Here is an 18,241-nt window from a genome sequence, read left to right as displayed (position 1 = left end):
GTGCGGTGCCTCCTGGCGGGCTCAGTGGCGGAGGTGTTTCGGGGCGCGTGCGCCGTCCGGCCGGCTCGGGGGCACGGTACGGGACGGGGGTGCGCCTCCGCCCGGGGGAGCGGGTGCGCCCGTGGAGCGGGCGCCGCGGAAGACCCAGGTGCGATAGGACCAGAAGCGGAACAGCGAGGCGGCGCCCAGGCCGATGACGTTCTTCGCGATGTTGTCGGCGAGGGGGGAGGTGAGATCCAGACCGTAGTGGGAGATGGCGAGCGCCCCGTTCTCGATGACCATGCCGACCCCCGAGAACAGCAGGAACAGGCTCGCCTCCCGGCGCCTGCGGGTCTTGTCCGCGTGCAGGTAGGTCCAGTACCGGTTGCCCAGGTAGTTGGTGCAGATGGCCGTCGAGGTGGCGATCACTCCGGAGCGGACCGGTGCGAGCCCGAAGCCCTGGGTGCACACGTTGAAGACGATCACGTTCACCAGGACGCCGAAGGCGCCCACGGTGCCGAACTTGGCGGCCTCCCGGACGAGCCGGCGCAGCCGGACCCGCAGAGTGGGCCGATCGCTCATGGTCGCCTTCCGGTTCCCTTCCGTGCAGGGATGGTCCTCCGCCATGTTAACGAGGCCCGGGCGCCGTGCGGCCCGGGTTCGCGAAGCCGGGCCGCACGGCGCCCGGGGCCGATGCGGCGGCGTTCGCGGCCCCCCGGACCGATATCCTGGCCGAGTGACATTTCCCGTAGTCGGCATGGTCGGCGGCGGTCAGCTCGCCCGCATGACCCACGAGGCGGCCATCCCGCTCGGCATCAGCTTCAAGCTCCTCAGCGGCACCCCACAGGACTCCGCGGCCCGGGTGGTCGCCGACGTCGTCGTGGGCGACCACCGTGATCTCGCGACCCTCCGCGCGTTCGCCAGGCGGTGCGACGTGCTCACCTTCGACCACGAGCATGTGCCCACCGAGCACCTGCGCGCACTGGAGGACGAGGGGGTGCTGGTGCGCCCCGGGGCGGACGCCCTGGTGCACGCCCAGGACAAGGGGGTGATGCGCGCCCGGCTGGACACGCTGGGGGTGCCCTGCCCCCGGCACCGCATCGTCGGCAGCCCGGCCGATGTCCGCCGCTTCGCCGAGGAGGCACCCGGCGCGGGGGAGCCGGGCAGCGGCTTCCCGGTCGTCCTGAAGACCGTCCGCGGCGGCTACGACGGCAAGGGGGTGTGGGTGGTGCACTCGGAGGCCGAGGCCGCCGAGCCCTTCCTGGCCGGTGTGCCGGTGCTTGCCGAGGAGAAGGTCGACTATGTCCGGGAGCTGGCCGCCAACGTGGTGCGCTCCCCGCACGGTCAGGCGGTGGCCTATCCGGTCGTGGAGTCGATCCAGGTCGGCGGGGTCTGCGACACGGTGATCGCTCCTGCTCCCGGGCTGCCTGCCGAACGGGCCCTGCAGGCTCAGGAACTGGCGTTGACCATTGCCCGGGAGCTCGGGGTCGTCGGCCATCTCGCGGTGGAGCTCTTCGAGGCCACCGACGGCCGGATCCTCGTCAATGAGCTGGCGATGCGCCCGCACAACTCCGGGCACTGGACCCAGGACGGCGCCATCACCTCGCAGTTCGCCAATCATGTGCGAGCCGTCCTCGACCTTCCGCTGGGCGATCCCCGGCCGCGGGCGCCGTGGACCGTGATGGCGAACGTGCTCGGCGGGGACTACCCCGACATGTACTCGGCCTTCCTGCACTGCATGGCCCGTGACCCCGAGCTGAAGATCCACATGTACGGCAAGGACGTGAAGCACGGCCGCAAGGTCGGGCACGTCAACACCTACGGAACGGACCTGGCCGAGGTGCGGGAGCGCGCCCGGCACGCCGCCGACTATCTGCGAGGAACGATCACCCGATGAACAGCCCCACTCCCTCCGTCGGCATTGTCATGGGCTCCGACAGCGACTGGCCGGTGATGGAGGCCGCGGCGAAGGCCCTCAGCGAGTTCGAGGTTCCGCACGAGGTCGACGTCGTGTCCGCCCACCGGATGCCGCGCGAGATGATCGCCTACGGCGAGCAGGCGGCCGGACGCGGGCTGAAGGTGATCATCGCCGGAGCGGGCGGTGCCGCTCACCTGCCCGGCATGCTGGCCTCGGTGACCGAACTGCCGGTGATCGGGGTGCCCGTGCCGCTGAAGCACCTGGACGGCATGGACTCCCTGCTCTCCATCGTGCAGATGCCGGCCGGCGTGCCGGTCGCCACGGTCTCGGTCGCAGGGGCGCGCAACGCCGGGCTGCTGGCCGTCCGCATCCTCGCCGCCCACGACCCGGCGCTGGCGGAGGCCATGCGTGACTTCCAGGAGCGGCTGAACGAACAGGCGACGGAGAAGGGCCGGCGGCTGCGGGGGAAGGTATCGGGTTCGGGCTTCGGGTTCGGCGGCAGCTGACAGCCGCGCGCGGGGCGGGTGCCGGGCGATGCCGCGGCGGTCGTCCCCGCCCCTCAGCGAGCTGAAGAGCTGAGGGTCCGCCACCCCGCGTCTCAAAGCGGACATTAGGCACAAGACTTGTCATGATGGCGCATAGTCGCGGTGTTACGTGACCGACATCACTTTGTGACCCAGCTGTCTGATCCACTTCTTCGCGCGGCAGCTGCCTCTATTTCAAATGCGCACCCCGGTGAGGTAGTTGGCGACATCTTCGGGTAGGCGGTGCCTCACCTACGGTGACCGACGGCCGCGCCCGGTGGTGGGAGAGGTGTCCGGTTGCTCCTGATCATGAACCGGACGTCCCCCGTTTCTTGTGTTGGTCGATTTAACAGGTTTACCGTTCTGGCCGCGCCGCATCCCGTGGCGTGCCACCGTCGGAACGCCGAATCCTGTCACCGACGGAGGCTCGAGCAGCACATCCGCATGACAGGAGCGGGGGACCCACTTTTTGCCGGCCACCCACCGGCTTGGGGTGAAGCCGCTTGCCGAGTTCAGGGCTTGAAACTGAACTCGCTCGCGGCCGGGCAACCTTCCGGCCCGAACCCGACAGCTGACCTCGCAGGCGTCGGAGAGGAGCACCCCTATGTCCGCACGCGGACGCCACCGTCGCCCGGCCAAGAGCCGGATCTCTCGCTTTTCCCTGATGCTCACCGCCGGCAGTGCAGGTGTGGCCATGCCGTTCATGGTCGCCGGCAGTGCCCAGGCCGCACCGGCACCGGTGCAGAGCACCGCCGTCACCCCGGCGGGAGCCACCACCCTTTCCGCACCGGCTCTCGGCGTGTCGCAGGGCGTCGTCCAGACCGGGGCGCCCGCCTCGCACAGCGGCAAGAGCAAGGCCGCCAAGAGCTCCCGGGCCACCTCGGGGGACCAGGAGGCCGCCCACACCGTCGTCAGCGGTGACACCCTGTCCCGGATCGCCACCGCGCACGAGGTGCAGGGCGGTTGGGAAGGGCTGTACGAGCGCAACCGTGAGGTCGTCGGCAGCAACCCCAACCTGATCTTCCCCGGTCAGAAGCTGTCGCTGAGCTCGGGTCAGGCGGCCCAGGCCCCCGCTCCGGCGGAGAAGCAGGCTGCGCCCAAGGCACCGAAGACCGAACAGCCGGCTGCTCCGAAGGCCGAGCCGAAGGCCGAGAAGTCCTCCGGCAAGCACGCCGCACCCAAGGCGGAGAAGAAGGCCGAGCCGAAGGCCGCTCCCCGGGCCGAGAAGCCCGCCGAGAAGAAGGCCGCGCCGGCGGCCCAGGCTGCCGCTCCGGCCGCTTCCGGCTTCAGTGTCCCGGTCCACGCTGCCCCGAGCACCCGGTACGGCATGGCGGGCAACCTGTGGTCCAGCGGCTACCACACCGGGGCCGACTTCGCCGCCTCCACCGGCACCAAGGTGATGGCCGTCTCCACCGGCACGGTCGTCTCCGCCGGCTGGGCGGGCGCCTACGGCAACGAGGTCGTCATCCGGCACAGCGACGGGCGCTACAGCCAGTACGCCCATCTGTCGGCGCTCTCGGTGAGCTCCGGTCAGTCGGTCCAGGCCGGCCAGCAGATAGGCCTGGTCGGGTCCACCGGCAACAGCACCGGCCCGCACCTGCACTTCGAGGTGCGCACCGGTCCCGGCTACGGCTCGGACATCGACCCCCTGGCCTACCTGCGGGCCAACGGCGTCAGCCTCTGACCCAGGCTGCTCATCAGCACAGGGCCCTGTCCCCGGGAGCACCGCTCCCGGGGACAGGGCCCTTTTGGCGTGCCGTGAGTTGCCGATCACGAACCGTTAAGTTGTGCTACTAATATGAAGATTCCAGCGCAAAAGGCACGTCTCGTTTCACTGTCCCTGGCTGTCACGGTGTCACTGCTGGCCGGCTGCGGCAGCGGTACGGACCGGGGCTCCGGACCCGGCTCCGAAAGCCTCTCCCGGCACTCCGCCGCGCAGGACGCACAGCCGCGCGAGTTCACCCTCGTCGCCACCGGCGACATCCTGCTCCACGAGCGTCTGTGGAACCAGGCCCGCCAGGACGCCTCGCGCACCGGCGAGGGCCCCGAGGACTTCGCCCCGCAACTCGAGAGCATCGCCCCCGTGGTCTCCGGCGCGGGACTGGCGATCTGTCATCTGGAGACGCCACTGGCACCCGAGGGCGGCCCGTACCGCGGCTACCCGGCGTTCTCCAGCCCGCCCACCATCGTCCCCGCACTGGCCCGGACGGGTTACGACGCCTGCACCACCGCCTCCAACCACACCTTCGACGCCGGAGCCGACGGCGTCGACCGCACGCTCGACCGGCTCGACGAGGCCGGCCTCGCCCATGCCGGTTCGGCCCGCAGCAAGGAGGAGGCCGAGACCCCCACCCTCATCGACGTCGACACCGACGAGGGCGCCGTCAGGGTCGGCCTGCTCTCCTACACCTACGGCTTCAACGGCATCCCCCACCCCGGCGGCGACACCTGGCGCGGCAACGAGATCGACGAGGACCGCATCCTGGCGGAGGCCGCCGCCGCCCGCGAGGCCGGTGCCGAGTTCGTCGTCGTGGCCATGCACTGGGGAGACGAATACGCCCACGAGCCGAACGCCCAGCAGCTCGAAGGCGCCCCCCGGCTGCTCGCCTCCCCCGACATCGACCTGCTGCTCGGCCACCACGCCCACGTCGTCCAGCCGGTGGAGCGGATCGACGGCCAGTGGGTCGTCTACGGGCTGGGCAACCTGATGGCCGCCCACCGCACCCCGGGCCAGCCGCGGCAGGAGGGCCTCCTGATGCGCTTCACCATCACCGAGGACCCCGCGCAGGACACCTTCACCACCACCGGCGCCGAGTACCTTCCGCTGCTTCAGACGGACGACCCGCCGGTCCGGGTGGTGAACGTCCCCGGGGCACTGGCCGGTGGTGAAGCCGCCTCCGCGGCACCGGACGCCCTGCAGACGGCCATGGACCGCACCACCGAGATCGTCCTGCGGCGGGGCGCCGCCGAGGACGGACTCACCCTCCTGGACGACTGACCCCCCGGTGCGGCCCGCCGCCCGGTGGGGGGACGCCCCGGACAGGAGGGTCCGGCCGCGCACCGCTCAGTTGCCGAGCCGCTGGTACCGCCGCACCGCCAGCGGGGCGAACACGGCAGTGATCAGCACCGGCCACACCACCGCCATGAGAACCGCGTTCTCCGTGACCCAGGAGCCGCTCCCCAACCCGGGATTGCCGAACAGCTCACGGCTCGCCGCCACCGTCGCCGACAAGGGATTCCACTCGGCCACCGTTCCCACCGGGCCCGGCATGAGCTCCGGCGCCACGAAGACACTGGACACCGCCGTCAACGGGAAGGCCAGCGGGAACACGAGGAGGCTGACCGTGTCCGCGTTCCGCACCACCAGCGCCAGCCAGATCGCCACCCAGGTGACCGCCACCCGCAGCATCAGCACCAGCGCCAGCGCCAGCAGCGCGTACCCGATGCCGCGATGCCACTGCCAGCCCACTAGAAGCCCGCAGCCGACCAGTACCGCCATCTCCAGCAGTGCGCGAAGGAGGTCGGCGGTGCTGCGTCCGGTCAGCAGTGCGGAGCGCGCCACCGGCATGGTCCGGAAACGGTCCACCACGCCCCGCGCCACATCCGTCGCCACGGCCGTGCCGGTGGCCCCCATCCCGTAGAGCATCGTCATGGCGAACACGCCCGGAAGCAGGAACTCCCGGTAGGCACCGTCGCCGGGCACGGCCATCGCGTTGCCGAAGATGTAGCCGAAAACCAGGACGAACACGATCGGCAGCGTGAAATAGAGGACGATCTGCTCCGGCGCGCGGATCACGTGCGCCATGTTGCGCCCGGTCATCGTCCAGCCGTCGGAAACTGCCCGGGACACCCGGGACACCCGGGACGCCGCGTCGCTGCCGGAGGTGAGGTTGCTGCTCATGCCGGGATCTCCTGTTCCGTGCGGCGACCGGTGAGCTGGAGGAACACTTCTTCGAGGGTGGGGCGCCGGGTGCCGAGATCCTCCACCGCGACCCCCGCGGAGTGCAGAGCCCGCGCGACCTCGCTCAGCGCGGTCACCGGGTCGGTGACCGGGGCGCTGGCCCGGCGGGTGTCCGGGTCGGTCTCCGGAGGGCCCGTGCCCGCCCCCCGGAGGATCTCGGCCACCGTGCCCAGTTCGGCCGCATACCGGACGACCACCTCGATCCGGTAGCCACCGGTCCTCGCCTTGAGTTCGTCCGGAGTGCCCTCGGCCACCACCCGTCCGTCGTCCAGCACGGAAACGGTGTCGGCGAGCTGGTCGGCCTCCTCCAGATACTGGGTGGTGAGGAGCACTGTGGTGCCGCCCGCGACCAGGGAGCGCACTGCTTCCCAGACCTGGTTGCGGCTGCGCGGGTCGAGGCCGGTGGTCGGTTCGTCCAGGAACAGCACCCGGGGAGTGAGGATCAGGCCGGCCGCCAGGTCCAGACGGCGGCGCATGCCACCCGAGTAGTGCTCCGGCGATCTGTTGGCCGCGTCGGTCAGGCTGAACTGCGTGAGCAGTTCGTCCGCCCGCCGCCGGGCGGCCCGGCGGCTCAGCTGGAACAGCCGTCCGAACAGGACGAGGTTCTGCCGTCCGCTGAGGATCTCGTCGACGGCCGCGTTCTGGCCGGTCAGCCCGATCATGTCGCGCACCCGGGCCGGCTCGCGGGCCACGTCCGCCCCGCACACCGTGGCCCGGCCCTCGTCGTACCGGAGCAGGGTCGCCAGCGCGCGGACCGCGGTGGTCTTCCCCGACCCGTTCGGTCCCAGCAGGCCGTGCACGGTGCCGGCCCGGACCCGTAGCCCGAGCCCGTCGAGCGCCAGGGTGCCCCCGTACCACTTGCGCAGCCCTTCGGCCTCGATCGCGTGCGGTGTGCCCGGCATGGCTCATCCCCCCTCAAGTGTACGCCGTAAACTTACGTGTACACCATACACGGTTCTAGGATGTCCGTGGTCAGGGCCGGAGGGCCCACCGGACGAGCAGAGGAGCGGTATGGCAGCCGAGCGATCCGGGCGGCGCGACATGGAGGAGATGCTCGCTCTCCTCTGGCGCACCGGACAGCCGGGGAGCCGAGGGCCGCGCGGCACCCTCAGCGTCGACCGCATCGTCACGGCCGCCGTCGACATCGCCGACGCAGACGGCATCGCGGGGGTCTCGATGCGCCGGGTGGCCGAGCGCCTGGGCGTCACGACCATGGCGCTCTACCGGCACGTCCCCGGCAAGGACGACCTCCTGGACCTGATGTTCGAGGCGGCCGGCGGGCTGCCCGACACCGAGAAGTGGCCGGAACCCTGGCGGCCCCGGCTCGAGGCCTTCGCCCGAAGCTTCCGGGACCGTCTCCGTGCACGGCCCTGGATGCTGGACATCCCCATCAGCGGCCCCCCGATGGGCCCGAACAATCTCGCCTGGATGGAGGCGGCGCTGGCCGCCATGGCCGGAACCGGACTGAGCGAGGACGACAAGATGGGCGTGCTCACCCTCCTCAGCGGCTATGCCCACAACGAGGCACGGCAGGAGCTGTCCATCGCCCGCGCCGCGCCGCGCACCGGCCTCGGCTACGAGGAGTGGGGCCCGGCCTACGGCACGCTGCTGGCCCGGATCGTCTCCGACGGCCGTTACCCCGCCCTGTCACGCCTGGTGCGCGCAGGTGTCTTCGACAGTGCCGCGGCGGACCCCGACGACGACTTCGAGCACGGCCTGGCCTTTCTGCTCGACGGAGTTGAAGCCCTCATCCACAACCGCCGGCGCTGAAGTCCTCGGTGCCCGAGTGCTGTTGTCCGCTCAGGCTCCGGCCGGTGCCCGGCGGAGCGGCAGTGAAGCGCGGGACGTTCCCGAGAGGCGGGCTCCGGGACGGGTGTTGACCGGGCAGGGCCCCGTCCTGTCCGGCCCGTCGGACGTTCACCCCGCCCGGCGCGTAGCTGGAGTGCCCCTGATGTCTTCCTCCGTGGCGCCCACTTGGGCGGAGCGGAGCGTGATGCGTGGGTCACTGGGCGGGGTTGGTGTGATCCCGTGCCGGGGCAGCTGGGACCGCAGCTGACGGACACCGGCGCGACAGAGCGAACAAAGGCGGCATACGGGTCAGTTGCGTGCGGTCACCGCGCGTCGCTCTGTGCGGCCACCTGGGCAAAATGCCCTGGAAGAGGGTGACTTGCGAAGCCGTCGAGGTCAGTCTCCGAAGAAAATGACCATGGAGAAAGGGTTAGTCCACCGAAGCTGGGCACTCGGCGTCCAGGAGGTGGAAACAATGGGTCCATTGTTGCTCGTACTACTGCTGGCTCTGATTCTCTTCGGAGTTGGTTTCGCCGTCGAGGTCCTTTGGTGGGTCGCGATCGCCGTCCTGGTGGTCTGGGCACTGGGTTTCGTATTCCGTGCCGCAGACGCGGGCGGAGGCCGCAGCCGCTGGTACCGATGGTAGCCACCAGCTGACTGTCCGCACCGAGGGAGGGCCCCGCCACTGGCGGGGCCCTCCCTCCCGCATGCCCGGCAGCCGGCCCGGCTCACCGGCCCGGCAGCCGGCCCGACGCGCGTCAGTCCTGAACGGTGCTACGGCAGGTTGCGCGCCATGACGATCCGCTGCACCTGGTTGGTGCCCTCGTAGATCTGGGTGATCTTGGCGTCCCGCATCATCCGCTCCACCGGGTAGTCCCGGGTGTAGCCGTAGCCGCCGAGCAGCTGCACCGCGTCCGTGGTGATGTCCATGGCGGCGTCCGAGGCGTAGCACTTCGCCGCGGCGCCGAAGAACGTCAGGTCGCTGTCCACGCGCTGCGACTTCGCGGCAGCCGCGTAGGTCAGCTGGCGGGCCGCCTCCAGCTTCATGGCCATGTCGGCCAGCATGAACTGCACGCCCTGGAACTCGCCGATCGGCTTGCCGAACTGCTTGCGCTCCTGCACGTAGCCCTTGGCGTAGTCCAGTGCGCCCTGGGCGATCCCGATCGCCTGCGCGGCGATCGTGATGCGGGTGTGGTCCAGGGTCTGCATCGCGGTGGCGAAGCCGGTGCCCTCCGCGCCGATCATCCGGTCGGCCGGGATCCGCACGTTGTCCAGGTAGACCTCCCGGGTCGGGGAGCCCTTGATGCCGAGCTTCTTCTCCGGAGCGCCGAACGAGACCCCCGGGTCGTTCTTCTCCACGACGAAGGCGGAGATGCCCCTGGTGCGTTTCTCCGGGTCGGTGACGGCCATCACGGTGTAGTAATCGGAGACGCCCGCGTTGGTGATCCAGCGCTTCACCCCGTTGAGAACGTACGTATCGCCGTCCCGCACCGCCCGGGTCTTCATGCCGCCCGCGTCGGAGCCCGCGTCCGGCTCGGAGAGGCAGTAGGAGAACATCGCCTCACCCCTGGCCAGTGGCGCCAGGTACCTGGCCTGGAGCTCCGGGGAGCCGGAGAGCATCACCGGGAGCGAACCCAGCTTGTTCACCGCCGGGATGAGGGAGGAGGAGGCACAGACCCGGGCCACCTCCTCGATCACGATGACGCTGGCCAGCGCGTCGGCACCGGCGCCCCCGAACTCCTCCGGCACATGAACGGCGTGCAGGTCGTTGGCCACCAGCGCGTCGTGGGCCTCCTGAGGAAAACGTGCGTCCTCGTCCACCTCGGCGGCATGCGGGGCGATCTTCGCCTCAGCGAGCGCGCGGACCGAATCGCGGAGCATGTCGTGCTCCTCGGCCGGCCGGTACAGGTCGAAGTCTGCGGCTCCTGCCACGTGTCTCACTCCCTGAGAACAGTCAGTGTCTGTCGGTGTCTGTCAGTACGGAATTCTGCTAATGACTGTTAAGTAACTTGATTCTAGGAGCGCGGGGGCCCTCAGGGATACGTGAGGTTGCCGACAGCTCTCCGGATATGCTCGAACACCGCACTGCCGCCCGCACTCACAGGAGCCCGCATGGCCCCCAAGGTCACCGTCATCGGCACCGGCTACCTCGGTGCCACCCACGCCGCGGCCATGGCGGACCTCGGTTTCGAGGTGCTGGGTCTCGATGTGGTCCAGGAGAAGATTGACATGCTCTCCCAGGGCCGCGTCCCGATGTTCGAGCCCGGCCTCGAAGAGGTGCTGCGCCGGAACGTGGCGGGGTTCGAGGGCTCCAGCGGGCGGCTGCGCTTCACCACCTCCTACGCCGAGGCCGCGGAATTCGGTGACGTCCACTTCCTGTGCGTCAACACCCCCCAGCGGCACGGCGAGTACGCCTGCGACATGAGCTACGTGGACAGCGCCGTCGAGTCCCTCGCCCCGCACCTGACCCGCCCTGCCCTGGTCGTCGGCAAGTCCACGGTCCCTGTCGGCAGCGCCGCCCGCCTGGCAGCCAGGATCGCCGAGCTGGCCCCGGCCGGTGACGAGGCCCAGCTGGCCTGGAACCCCGAATTCCTCCGCGAGGGCTTCGCCGTCCAGGACACCATGCACCCCGACCGCATCGTCGTGGGCGTCACCAGCGAGTGGGCGGAGGAGCTGCTCCGCGAGGTGTACGCCACGCCGGTCGCCGAGGGCACTCCGTTCCTGGTCACCGACCTGCCGACCGCGGAGCTGGTCAAGACCGCGGCCAACGCCTTCCTCTCCACCAAGATCTCCTTCATCAACGCGATGGCGGAGGTCTGCGAAGCCGCGGACGGTGACGTGGTGAAGCTGGCGGAGGCCATCGGTCACGACGACCGGATCGGCAAGAAATTCCTGCGTGCCGGCATCGGCTTCGGCGGCGGCTGCCTGCCCAAGGACATCCGCGCCTTCATGGCCCGGGCGGGTGAGCTGGGCGCCGCCGAGGCACTCTCCTTCCTGCGCGAGATCGACTCGATCAACATGCGCCGCCGCGTCCACATGGTCGAGCTGACCCGGGAAGCCGTCGGCGGCAGTTTCCTCGGCGCCCGGGTCGCGGTGCTCGGCGCGACCTTCAAGCCGGACTCCGACGACGTCCGCGACTCGCCCGCCCTCAACATCGCCGGGCAGATCCACCTCCAGGGCGGCCAGGTCACCGTCTACGACCCCAAGGGCATGGAGAACGCCCGCGCCCTGTTCCCCACTCTCAGTTACGCACCCACCGCGCAGGAGGCGGTGCGCGGCGCGGACGTCGTGCTGCACCTCACGGAATGGCGCGAGTTCGGTGAGCTCGACCCCGCCCAGCTGGCCGAGACCGTCACTCACCGGCGCATCCTGGACGGCCGCAACACCCTCGACCCCCAGCTCTGGCGCAAGGCCGGCTGGACCTACCGGGCCCTCGGCCGCCCCAACGCCTGACCCGCGGCGCGGGCCGGTCTCCCTCGCGCCCGGCGGGCACGTTCCCACGTGCCGAGCGGCCCTTCTGACGTGGAGAAGCGCCCGGTCCCACCAGGCCACCCAAGGTGCGGTCCGTGGGTTACTGCTGCTGCTTCTTCCGGCGGTAGGTCCGCATCTTGGCCCGGCTGCCGCAGACCTGCATCGAACACCAACGGCGCCGGCCGGCCGGGCTGCGGTCGTAGTACGCCCACAGGCAGTCGTGCGTCTCGCACGCCTTGAGCCGCTGCCAGGTGCCCTCGGCCTCGGCCACCGCGACCGCCACCGCGACCCGTCCCAGGAGTCCCCGCACGCCCGTCGCCTCGACGGCCGGGCGCAGGGAGGCCCGTCCCGCGTCGTCGAAGGACACCACCAGCGCTGCTGTACCGAACAGCCGCTCCAGCTCACCGGCCCGTTCCTCGGGCAGCGTGGCCCCGGCGTGTGCCAGGCACACCGCACGCAGCGCCTCGCGCAGCTCCCGCACCTCCGCCACGTCCGCCGGTCCGAGTTTCAGGCCGTGCGTCCGGGAGAACTCGGCCGGTCCGTCCGGCCCGGCCAGAGCGTCGTGGCCGGACTCGACGTCCAGCGTGTTCACCAGGTCCCGCACCAGAGCAAGACCCGACGGCGGTTCTTCTTCGTCTCCCACGCTTGTGACGTTACCGGCAATGGACCATCATGAAGTAACTGTTACCTGTTGAAGCCTTTAAGTGGTAACCGTAGGAGAGGGAGAGAACATGGCCATCGCCACCATGAACGTCACCGTCCTGGACTGCCCGGACCCCAAGGCGCTCGCCGAGTTCTACGCAGGAGTGCTCGGCGGCACGGTGGACGGCGAGGCGGGCTGGTACACCTTGACCACTGAGGGCGGCGCCAAGCTGGCGTTCCAGGAGGCCCCGGACCATGTCCCGCCGCAGTGGCCCAGCCCCGACGCCCCGCAGCAGCTCCACCTCGACTTCGACGTCGCCGACCTCGAGGCGTCCCGCGAACCCACCCTGGCCCTCGGCGCCCGACTTCTCGACGACTCGCACGAGCTGTTCCATGTCTACGCCGACCCCGCAGGCCACCCCTTCTGCCTCTGTGTCGGCTGACCTGTTCCCGGCCGGAACGCGGGGCCCCTCCCACGCGTGCGAGGGGGACGACACCTCAGGAAGCTGCGGATGCGGCGGCCGCCGGACGTGCCGGTGGCCCCGCCGATCCGTCGATCGCGGGGCCACTGACGCGAGATTCGGCGCAGGAGTGGGTTTCCGCTCACCCGGTGGGTGGCCGAGATGGGCCGCGGGCCACGGGGAAGGCGGGTACCGGCTGGTCAGTCGGCGGCGGTGATCTTGTCGCCGTCCTTGAGCTGCTTCATCAGCGTGGCGGCGGCCTCCTCGTCCCACAGCACGGCGGAGCCCTTGTCGGTGGAGAAACCGGGGTTGGCGACGGGGACGTTCATCTGGGTACCGTTCTCACCCTGGACGCCGCGCAGCGCCAGGAACATCCGGCCCAACTGCCACACGCTCATGTCCTCGTCAACAATGAGGGAGTCGAGGCTGGCGCCCATCGTGGGGTACAGACGGAACGGGTTCAGCAGCGTGGTGGGCTTGGCCACCTGGTCGCCGAGTGCGCCGAGGAACTTCTGCTGGTTCTTCGTGCGCCCCAGGTCGCCCATGGCCTCCTGGTAGCGCTGCCGGACGAAGGCGAGAGAGTCGGGACCGTCGAGGTCCTGGCAGCCGGCCGCGAAGTCGGCCCCGGAATTCTTGTCCTTGACCGGCTCGTCGAAGCACATCTCGACCCCGCCCAGGGCATCCACCACGCCGGCGAATCCGCCGAAGCCGATCTCGGCGTAGTGGTCGATGCGCAAGCCGGTGTTGTGCTCCACGGTGCGGGTCAGGAGCTCCGGGCCCTCCATCGCATAGGCCGCGTTGAGCTTGTTCTGCTGCTCCCCGATGCGGTTGCCCGACTCGGAGCCGGTGAACTCGGGGATGGTCACCCAGGAGTCACGCGGCAGGCTGATCAGGGCGTTCCCGTTGTCGCTGACGTTGAGCAGCATGATCGTGTCGGCGCGGGCGCCGGAGGCGGTGCCGGTGCGCATGTCGCGCCGTTCCTCCGCGGTCAGCCCTTCCCGGCTGTCGGTGCCGACGATGAGGTAGGTGGTGCCCGCGTTGCCGGTCGGCCGTTCCTCGACCTGGCTCAGGTCCACCTCGCGGCGCAGCTTGGAGTCGGCCCAGAAGTAGGTGCCCACCCCGGTGACGAGCAGCACGAGCACCAGGGCGATCAGGAGGGTCTTGAGCCGGCGGCCGAAGCCGGGGCGCTCGTGGCCGTAGTCGCCGGGGTAGGCATCCGGAGGCGGCCCCTGGTGGTGACCGTGGCCGGGCGGGGGCGGCCCCTGGCGGTGGTGGCGGTCGGCGTACGGGTCGGCCTGGCCGGGGACGTACGGGGCGGGGCCGCCGCGCTGCTGCGGCGGGGCCGGGCGGCGCAGGTGCGGCATGACCTGGGCGCCTTCCGGGTGCGGGGCGCCACGCCCGTAACCGTCCTGCGCGTCATCGGTCCATCCCTGCGGCCAGTTGTTCATAACCGAGAAGTGTGCCCGGTCACCCGCTGTGGCAACAGGGGCGGGTGGCCCTCCCCCGGTGACTGTGGCAGAGCTGATGCATTTCGCCTCGGGAAACGCCTGCTCCGGGCCCGCTTAAGGTGGACGCATGACCGAATCCGTCACCGTCCCTCCGGGGAGTGGGCTTCCCGGCAAGCCCACCTCCGCTTCTCGCACCACTCTGTCGCACATCATGACGCACAGTGACACCAACCTGCTGGGGACCGTGCACGGTGGCGTGATCATGAAGCTGGTGGACGACGCGGCGGGTGCTGTGGCCGGGCGGCACTCCGAGGGTCCTGCGGTGACGGCCTCGATGGACGAGATGGTCTTCCTCGAGCCGGTGCGGGTGGGGGACCTGGTGCATGTGCGGGCGCAGGTGAACTGGACGGGCCGGTCCTCGATGGAGGTCGGGGTGCGGGTGCTTGCCGAGCGGTGGAACAAGTCGGAGCCGCCGACCCAGGTGGGTACGGCATACCTGGTGTTCGCGGCGGTGGACGGGGACGGCAGGATCCGGCCGGTGCCGCCGGTGATCGCGGAGAACGAGCGGGACCGGCGCCGCCACCAGGAGGCGCAGATCCGCCGGACCCACCGGCTGGCCCGCCGTCGCGCGATCAAGGAGCTGCGCGAGCAGCGCTCGGCCGAGGGCATGAGCGACTGACGCAGGGCCGCGTCCCGGCGCCCCCGCGTGGCGGGGCGGGGCGTGGCGGGTGGCGACTCACAGGCGGGCGATGTCCCAGCGGGGCATGCCGGGGGTGCGACGGGCCGGGATACGGCCGGACAGCAGGATGAGGCGGGTGGCGCGGTACCGCTGGCCCGCGTAGGGCTCCAGCAGCTCCAGCATGCGAGTGTCGTCGGCGCCGCGCAGCCCGGTCAGCGCGTAGCCGACGATGCCGGGCAGGTGGAGGTCGCCGACCGTGACGGCGTCGGCCGCGCCATTGCTGCGCTGCAGGGTCTCGGCCGCGGTCCAGGGACCGACGCCGGGGATGAGCCGGAGCCGGGCAGTGGCCTCGGGGAGCGGCATCCGTGCCGCTTCCTCGAGCCGGCCGGCGACCCGGGCGGCGCGCAGGACGGCTGTGGAGCGTTTGCTGTCCACTCCCGCCCGGTGCCATTCCCAGGACGGTATCCGGCACCAGCCGCGCGGTTCGGGCATGACGAACAGGCCGGCAACCGGTCCGGGGGCCGGGTCGCCGTGCCGCCGGAGCAGCATCCGCCAGGCCCGGTGGGCCTCCTGCGCGGTGACCTTCTGTTCCAGCACGGTGGGTATCAGCGATTCCAGGACGAGGCCGGTGCGGACCAGCCGCAGTCCGCGGTGTCGTCGCCGGACCTCGGCGAGGAGGCGGTGGCGGGGGACGAACGCGTCGGGGTCGTCGGTGGCCCCGAGCAGTTCGGGGAGCCGGTCCAGGACCCAGGCGGCCCCGGGACCCCAGGCGGTGGCCCGGATGCGGGAACCGGGAACGAGGCGCAGGGTGGCCGGCCCGCAGGGAGTCCGGGTGGCGCGCCAGACCGTCCCGTCGGCGTCCCGGCGGTAGGCGGGGTCGTGCGGCCCCCGTCCCAGCACGCCGAGGCTGCGGGGAAGGTCGTAGGGTTCCGGAGGCGTCCAGCTGCGGTCCTGTTCGGCCATGGCCCGGCCCAGGCTACCGACCCTCCGGGGGGATCAGCTGTTCTGGAGCCGGGCGGCCTGGTCGCGGACGGCGGGCAGCTGCCGGTAGAGGTGTGCGCCGGGGCACTCGGTGGAGAAGCCGTCCCGGTGCCCGGAGATGTTGTGCAGGTCCACGACGGTGCCCTTGGGGTACTTGCCCCCGGTGGAGGCCCGCTTCCAGGTGCCCTTCGCGTCGCGGCCGTCCAGGCCGAGTTTCCAAGCGCTCAACTCGGCGAGGGCGCGCACCGATGCACCGGTCGGCTCCGCACCGCCGAAGCTGCCGAGGAGGGCCACGCCGGCGCTGTTGTGGTTGAAACCGAGGGTGTGGGCGCCCGTGACGGGCCGGTCGGTGCCGCCGGCCCTGCCCTCGTAGACGGTGCCGCAGCGGTCGATGAGGAAGTTGTAGCCGATGTCACGCCAGCCCTGGCTGTCCACGTGATACCGGTGGATGCCCCGGATGATCGAGGGCGCCTCTTCGCAGCTGTACTGATTGCTCATGGCGGTGTGGTGCACGAAGACCGTCTTCACGCTGTCGCCATAGGGGGCATCGGGCCGGGTCCGGCTCTCGTCGGCGCCCCAGCCGGAGCGGGTGGTGATGGCCGGACGGGGGGCGCTGCCCTCCTGAGCGGAACGCATGGCCCCCGGTGCCTCGTCGTCAGGGGTCTCCGCGTCCGGTGCGGTGCGGTGCGCAGCGGGTGTCGCGGGCCGCAGGAAATCACGCAGCTCGACGAACGGCCGGTCTGCGGGGACCTGGTCCGCCGCCGCCGTACCTGTCCGCGCCGCACGGTCCTCCTCCGCACGGTCCACTGCCGTACCGTTCGCGGTCTCCTCGTTCCGCGCCTGCCCGGGCGAATCGCCGCTTTCGGGGGAGTCACCGGGGTCGGGGGAGTCACCGGGGTCGATCAGTTCCAGCCGCAGTCCGTCGGGCAGCTCCACGCGCTCCTCCGGGCCGGGGGGCGACCAGGGTCTCAAGCGGACCTCGACACCTTCCGAGGGTCCGACCCACACGGGGGCGGTGCCGCCGCGGACCTCCCCTCCCAGGTACTCGGCCGATTGCCGGTCGGGCCCGTGCTCGCCGTGGTCATCGAGGTCCAGCCACCCGGTCCACTCCTCACCGCCGGCTCTCCGGGTCCGGACCTGCGCAGTGCCCGGCAGCTCGTCCGAAGGGTTCGTCCAGACGATGCCCAGAAGGGAGAAGGGGGTGAGGTCCTGGTCCGGGAGTTCGAGGGGGACGCCGGAGTCGCCGCGGCCCCCTGCCCATGGCGTGAGGCCGGCCTTCAGCGGGAGGGACTGCGTACCGCCGGCCGGGACGGCCGTGGTGCCGGGCACGGGTGCGGGCGGCGCTCCGGCGACGGGACCAAGCGCATGGGCCGTTCCGGCCGGCAGGCTCGTCGGAATGACGAGGAGGGCCGAACAGGCCGCGCCGATCGTGGAAGTGACGAGGGCACGAACGAGTACACGCATGCCAATGATCATGAACATATGCATATGAACCTGTCCATTCGGCATCTGAGGGACCGTGAGCCGCGTCGTGGCGTGTCTCCCCCCGGAACCCGCCGTGCGGCGCTGCGCGGAAGGGCCCGGCGGCGTACCCTGGCGCCGATGAACTCCACTGACCGCACCCCTGCCGACCTGCTGCGTTCCGCCCTCCGCGCCGACGGGGCACGTCCCCTGGTGACCTACTACGACGATTCCACCGGGGAGCGGGTGGAACTCTCCGTCGCCACCTTCGCCAACTGGGTGGCGAAGACCGCCAATCTGCTCCAGGACGAGCTGAACGCCGAGCCCGGTGACCGGCTGGCCCTGTTGCTGCCCGCCCACTGGCAGACCGCGGTCTGGCTGCTGGCCTGTGCCTCCACCGGGGTGGTGGCCGAGGTCGATGGTGACCCGGCCGCCGCCGACCTGGTGGTCACCGGCCCGGGAGGGCTGACGGGGGCGCGTGCCTGCCCGGGGGAGCGAATCGCCCTGAGCCTCCGCCCGATGGGTGCCCGCTTTCCCCAGCCGCCCGAAGGCTTCACCGACTACGCCGTGGCCGTCCCTGGCCAGGACGATACGTTCACGGCCTACGCGCCACCCGGGCCTGACGACCCGGCACTCGTGGTCGACGGTGCGGAGTACTCCGCCGGCCGGATCGTCGAGGCGGCCCGGGCCGATGCCCGGACCCGCCGCCTGGAGCCCGGTGACCGGCTGATGTCCCGCCTCGACTACTCCGGTTGGGCAGGTCTGTCGGCGGGGCTGTTCGCTCCGTTGGCCGCCGGTGCCTCCGTCGTGCTCAGCCGCCCCGCAGACGGCCTGGACGAGGCCCGGCTCACCGCACGCCTGGAGAGTGAACGCATCACCCACACCGCCGAATGACGGTGGCCGGAGCGATGCGCAGGCCGCAGGATCG

The 18,241-nt window shown here is 71.0% G+C and carries 18 protein-coding genes and 1 riboswitch; of the genes, 10 read left to right on the top strand and 8 right to left on the bottom strand.

Annotated features, from left to right (window positions below; all coding sequences use genetic code 11):
• Positions 1 to 21: 21 nt before the first annotated feature.
• A complete protein-coding gene (locus PJ985_RS06340; protein WP_271682583.1) occupies positions 22 to 561 on the bottom strand; it encodes a GtrA family protein in 540 nt (179 codons plus the stop codon).
• Positions 562 to 604: 43 nt separating this feature from the next.
• Between PJ985_RS06340 and PJ985_RS06335 the strand changes: the two genes are divergently transcribed.
• The 4 genes from PJ985_RS06335 (at position 605) to PJ985_RS06320 (ending at position 5,419) form a co-directional block, all read left to right on the top strand.
• Positions 605 to 1,876 carry a 5-(carboxyamino)imidazole ribonucleotide synthase gene (locus PJ985_RS06335; RefSeq protein ID WP_271682582.1) on the top strand — a complete coding sequence of 424 codons (1,272 nt, stop codon included), beginning with the start codon at positions 605 to 607 and terminating at the stop codon, positions 1,874 to 1,876.
• On the top strand, positions 1,873 to 2,403 hold the full coding sequence (gene purE / locus PJ985_RS06330; RefSeq protein ID WP_271682581.1) for a 5-(carboxyamino)imidazole ribonucleotide mutase: 531 nt from the start codon (positions 1,873 to 1,875) through the stop codon (positions 2,401 to 2,403). The genes PJ985_RS06335 and purE overlap by 4 nt, the downstream gene beginning before the upstream one ends.
• A gap of 409 nt (positions 2,404 to 2,812) precedes the next feature.
• Positions 2,813 to 3,022: riboswitch (cyclic di-AMP (ydaO/yuaA leader) on the top strand.
• A gap of 3 nt (positions 3,023 to 3,025) precedes the next feature.
• A complete protein-coding gene (locus PJ985_RS06325; RefSeq protein ID WP_271682580.1) occupies positions 3,026 to 4,105 on the top strand; it encodes a M23 family metallopeptidase in 1,080 nt (359 codons plus the stop codon).
• A gap of 114 nt (positions 4,106 to 4,219) precedes the next feature.
• Complete coding sequence (locus PJ985_RS06320; protein WP_271682579.1) at positions 4,220 to 5,419, top strand: CapA family protein; 1,200 nt, start codon at positions 4,220 to 4,222, stop codon at positions 5,417 to 5,419.
• A 66-nt stretch (positions 5,420 to 5,485) separates the two neighbouring features.
• Here PJ985_RS06320 and PJ985_RS06315 read toward each other — a convergent pair whose 3' ends face one another.
• Both PJ985_RS06315 and PJ985_RS06310 read right to left on the bottom strand, forming a co-directional pair.
• Positions 5,486 to 6,322 carry an ABC transporter permease gene (locus PJ985_RS06315; protein WP_271682578.1) on the bottom strand — a complete coding sequence of 279 codons (837 nt, stop codon included), beginning with the start codon at positions 6,320 to 6,322 and terminating at the stop codon, positions 5,486 to 5,488.
• The gene (locus PJ985_RS06310; protein ID WP_271682577.1) at positions 6,319 to 7,284 is read right to left on the bottom strand and encodes an ATP-binding cassette domain-containing protein; all 966 of its coding nucleotides are present in this window, start codon (positions 7,282 to 7,284) and stop codon (positions 6,319 to 6,321) included. The genes PJ985_RS06315 and PJ985_RS06310 overlap by 4 nt, the downstream gene beginning before the upstream one ends.
• Before the next feature lie 109 nt (positions 7,285 to 7,393).
• On the opposite strand from PJ985_RS06310, the gene PJ985_RS06305 reads away from it, so the two are divergent.
• Entirely contained in the window at positions 7,394 to 8,152 is a 759-nt protein-coding gene (locus tag PJ985_RS06305; RefSeq protein ID WP_271682576.1) for a TetR/AcrR family transcriptional regulator, read from the top strand.
• A 493-nt stretch (positions 8,153 to 8,645) separates the two neighbouring features.
• Positions 8,646 to 8,816 carry a hydrophobic protein gene (locus tag PJ985_RS06300; RefSeq protein ID WP_271682575.1) on the top strand — a complete coding sequence of 57 codons (171 nt, stop codon included), beginning with the start codon at positions 8,646 to 8,648 and terminating at the stop codon, positions 8,814 to 8,816.
• Positions 8,817 to 8,944: 128 nt separating this feature from the next.
• Here PJ985_RS06300 and PJ985_RS06295 read toward each other — a convergent pair whose 3' ends face one another.
• Positions 8,945 to 10,102 carry an acyl-CoA dehydrogenase family protein gene (locus PJ985_RS06295; RefSeq protein ID WP_271682574.1) on the bottom strand — a complete coding sequence of 386 codons (1,158 nt, stop codon included), beginning with the start codon at positions 10,100 to 10,102 and terminating at the stop codon, positions 8,945 to 8,947.
• 180 nt (positions 10,103 to 10,282) lie between these two features.
• Between PJ985_RS06295 and PJ985_RS06290 the strand changes: the two genes are divergently transcribed.
• Positions 10,283 to 11,623: a UDP-glucose dehydrogenase family protein gene (locus tag PJ985_RS06290; protein WP_271682573.1), complete on the top strand. Its 1,341-nt coding sequence runs from the start codon at positions 10,283 to 10,285 to the stop codon at positions 11,621 to 11,623.
• Positions 11,624 to 11,741: 118 nt separating this feature from the next.
• On the opposite strand, the gene PJ985_RS06285 is transcribed toward PJ985_RS06290, so the two are convergent.
• Positions 11,742 to 12,284 carry a CGNR zinc finger domain-containing protein gene (locus PJ985_RS06285; RefSeq protein ID WP_271682572.1) on the bottom strand — a complete coding sequence of 181 codons (543 nt, stop codon included), beginning with the start codon at positions 12,282 to 12,284 and terminating at the stop codon, positions 11,742 to 11,744.
• Between the two features lie 88 nt (positions 12,285 to 12,372).
• Between PJ985_RS06285 and PJ985_RS06280 the strand changes: the two genes are divergently transcribed.
• Positions 12,373 to 12,726 (top strand): VOC family protein, encoded by a 354-nt coding sequence (locus PJ985_RS06280; protein ID WP_271682571.1) that lies wholly within the window; start codon positions 12,373 to 12,375, stop codon positions 12,724 to 12,726.
• A gap of 218 nt (positions 12,727 to 12,944) precedes the next feature.
• Here PJ985_RS06280 and PJ985_RS06275 read toward each other — a convergent pair whose 3' ends face one another.
• Complete coding sequence (locus tag PJ985_RS06275; protein ID WP_271682570.1) at positions 12,945 to 14,192, bottom strand: LCP family protein; 1,248 nt, start codon at positions 14,190 to 14,192, stop codon at positions 12,945 to 12,947.
• Positions 14,193 to 14,319: 127 nt separating this feature from the next.
• Between PJ985_RS06275 and PJ985_RS06270 the strand changes: the two genes are divergently transcribed.
• Entirely contained in the window at positions 14,320 to 14,871 is a 552-nt protein-coding gene (locus tag PJ985_RS06270; RefSeq protein ID WP_271682569.1) for an acyl-CoA thioesterase, read from the top strand.
• 57 nt (positions 14,872 to 14,928) lie between these two features.
• Here the strand turns inward: PJ985_RS06270 and PJ985_RS06265 are convergent, their stop codons facing one another.
• Complete coding sequence (locus tag PJ985_RS06265) at positions 14,929 to 15,834, bottom strand: DNA-3-methyladenine glycosylase family protein (RefSeq protein WP_271682568.1); 906 nt, start codon at positions 15,832 to 15,834, stop codon at positions 14,929 to 14,931.
• 33 nt (positions 15,835 to 15,867) lie between these two features.
• A complete protein-coding gene (locus PJ985_RS06260) occupies positions 15,868 to 17,316 on the bottom strand; it encodes a peptidoglycan recognition protein family protein (protein WP_271682567.1) in 1,449 nt (482 codons plus the stop codon).
• A gap of 138 nt (positions 17,317 to 17,454) precedes the next feature.
• Between PJ985_RS06260 and PJ985_RS06255 the strand changes: the two genes are divergently transcribed.
• On the top strand, positions 17,455 to 18,207 hold the full coding sequence (locus tag PJ985_RS06255) for a TIGR03089 family protein (protein WP_271682566.1): 753 nt from the start codon (positions 17,455 to 17,457) through the stop codon (positions 18,205 to 18,207).
• The last annotated feature ends 34 nt before the right edge of the window (positions 18,208 to 18,241 follow it).

This window comes from Streptomyces sp. ACA25, from assembly GCF_028200735.1.
Taxonomy (GTDB): domain Bacteria; phylum Actinomycetota; class Actinomycetes; order Streptomycetales; family Streptomycetaceae; genus Streptomyces.
The sequence above is the reverse complement of the archived record's forward strand: the minus strand, read 5'-3'. Positions and strand labels throughout refer to the sequence as shown.

Excerpts from the sequence above, each read along its gene's own strand:
- purE (WP_271682581.1), top strand. The coding sequence starts at position 1,873 with ATGAACAGCCCCACTCCCTCCGTCGGCATTGTCATGGGCTCCGACAGC.
- PJ985_RS06305 (WP_271682576.1), top strand. The coding sequence starts at position 7,394 with ATGGCAGCCGAGCGATCCGGGCGGCGCGACATGGAGGAGATGCTCGCT.
- PJ985_RS06290 (WP_271682573.1), top strand. The coding sequence starts at position 10,283 with ATGGCCCCCAAGGTCACCGTCATCGGCACCGGCTACCTCGGTGCCACC.
- PJ985_RS06335 (WP_271682582.1), top strand. The coding sequence starts at position 605 with ATGTTAACGAGGCCCGGGCGCCGTGCGGCCCGGGTTCGCGAAGCCGGG.
- PJ985_RS06280 (WP_271682571.1), top strand. The coding sequence starts at position 12,373 with ATGGCCATCGCCACCATGAACGTCACCGTCCTGGACTGCCCGGACCCC.
- PJ985_RS06275 (WP_271682570.1), bottom strand. The coding sequence starts at position 14,192 with ATGAACAACTGGCCGCAGGGATGGACCGATGACGCGCAGGACGGTTAC.
- PJ985_RS06315 (WP_271682578.1), bottom strand. The coding sequence starts at position 6,322 with ATGAGCAGCAACCTCACCTCCGGCAGCGACGCGGCGTCCCGGGTGTCC.
- PJ985_RS06325 (WP_271682580.1), top strand. The coding sequence starts at position 3,026 with ATGTCCGCACGCGGACGCCACCGTCGCCCGGCCAAGAGCCGGATCTCT.
- PJ985_RS06320 (WP_271682579.1), top strand. The coding sequence starts at position 4,220 with ATGAAGATTCCAGCGCAAAAGGCACGTCTCGTTTCACTGTCCCTGGCT.
- PJ985_RS06270 (WP_271682569.1), top strand. The coding sequence starts at position 14,320 with ATGACCGAATCCGTCACCGTCCCTCCGGGGAGTGGGCTTCCCGGCAAG.
- PJ985_RS06265 (WP_271682568.1), bottom strand. The coding sequence starts at position 15,834 with ATGGCCGAACAGGACCGCAGCTGGACGCCTCCGGAACCCTACGACCTT.
- PJ985_RS06310 (WP_271682577.1), bottom strand. The coding sequence starts at position 7,284 with ATGCCGGGCACACCGCACGCGATCGAGGCCGAAGGGCTGCGCAAGTGG.
- PJ985_RS06255 (WP_271682566.1), top strand. The coding sequence starts at position 17,455 with ATGAACTCCACTGACCGCACCCCTGCCGACCTGCTGCGTTCCGCCCTC.
- PJ985_RS06300 (WP_271682575.1), top strand. The coding sequence starts at position 8,646 with ATGGGTCCATTGTTGCTCGTACTACTGCTGGCTCTGATTCTCTTCGGA.
- PJ985_RS06340 (WP_271682583.1), bottom strand. The coding sequence starts at position 561 with ATGAGCGATCGGCCCACTCTGCGGGTCCGGCTGCGCCGGCTCGTCCGG.
- PJ985_RS06260 (WP_271682567.1), bottom strand. The coding sequence starts at position 17,316 with ATGCGTGTACTCGTTCGTGCCCTCGTCACTTCCACGATCGGCGCGGCC.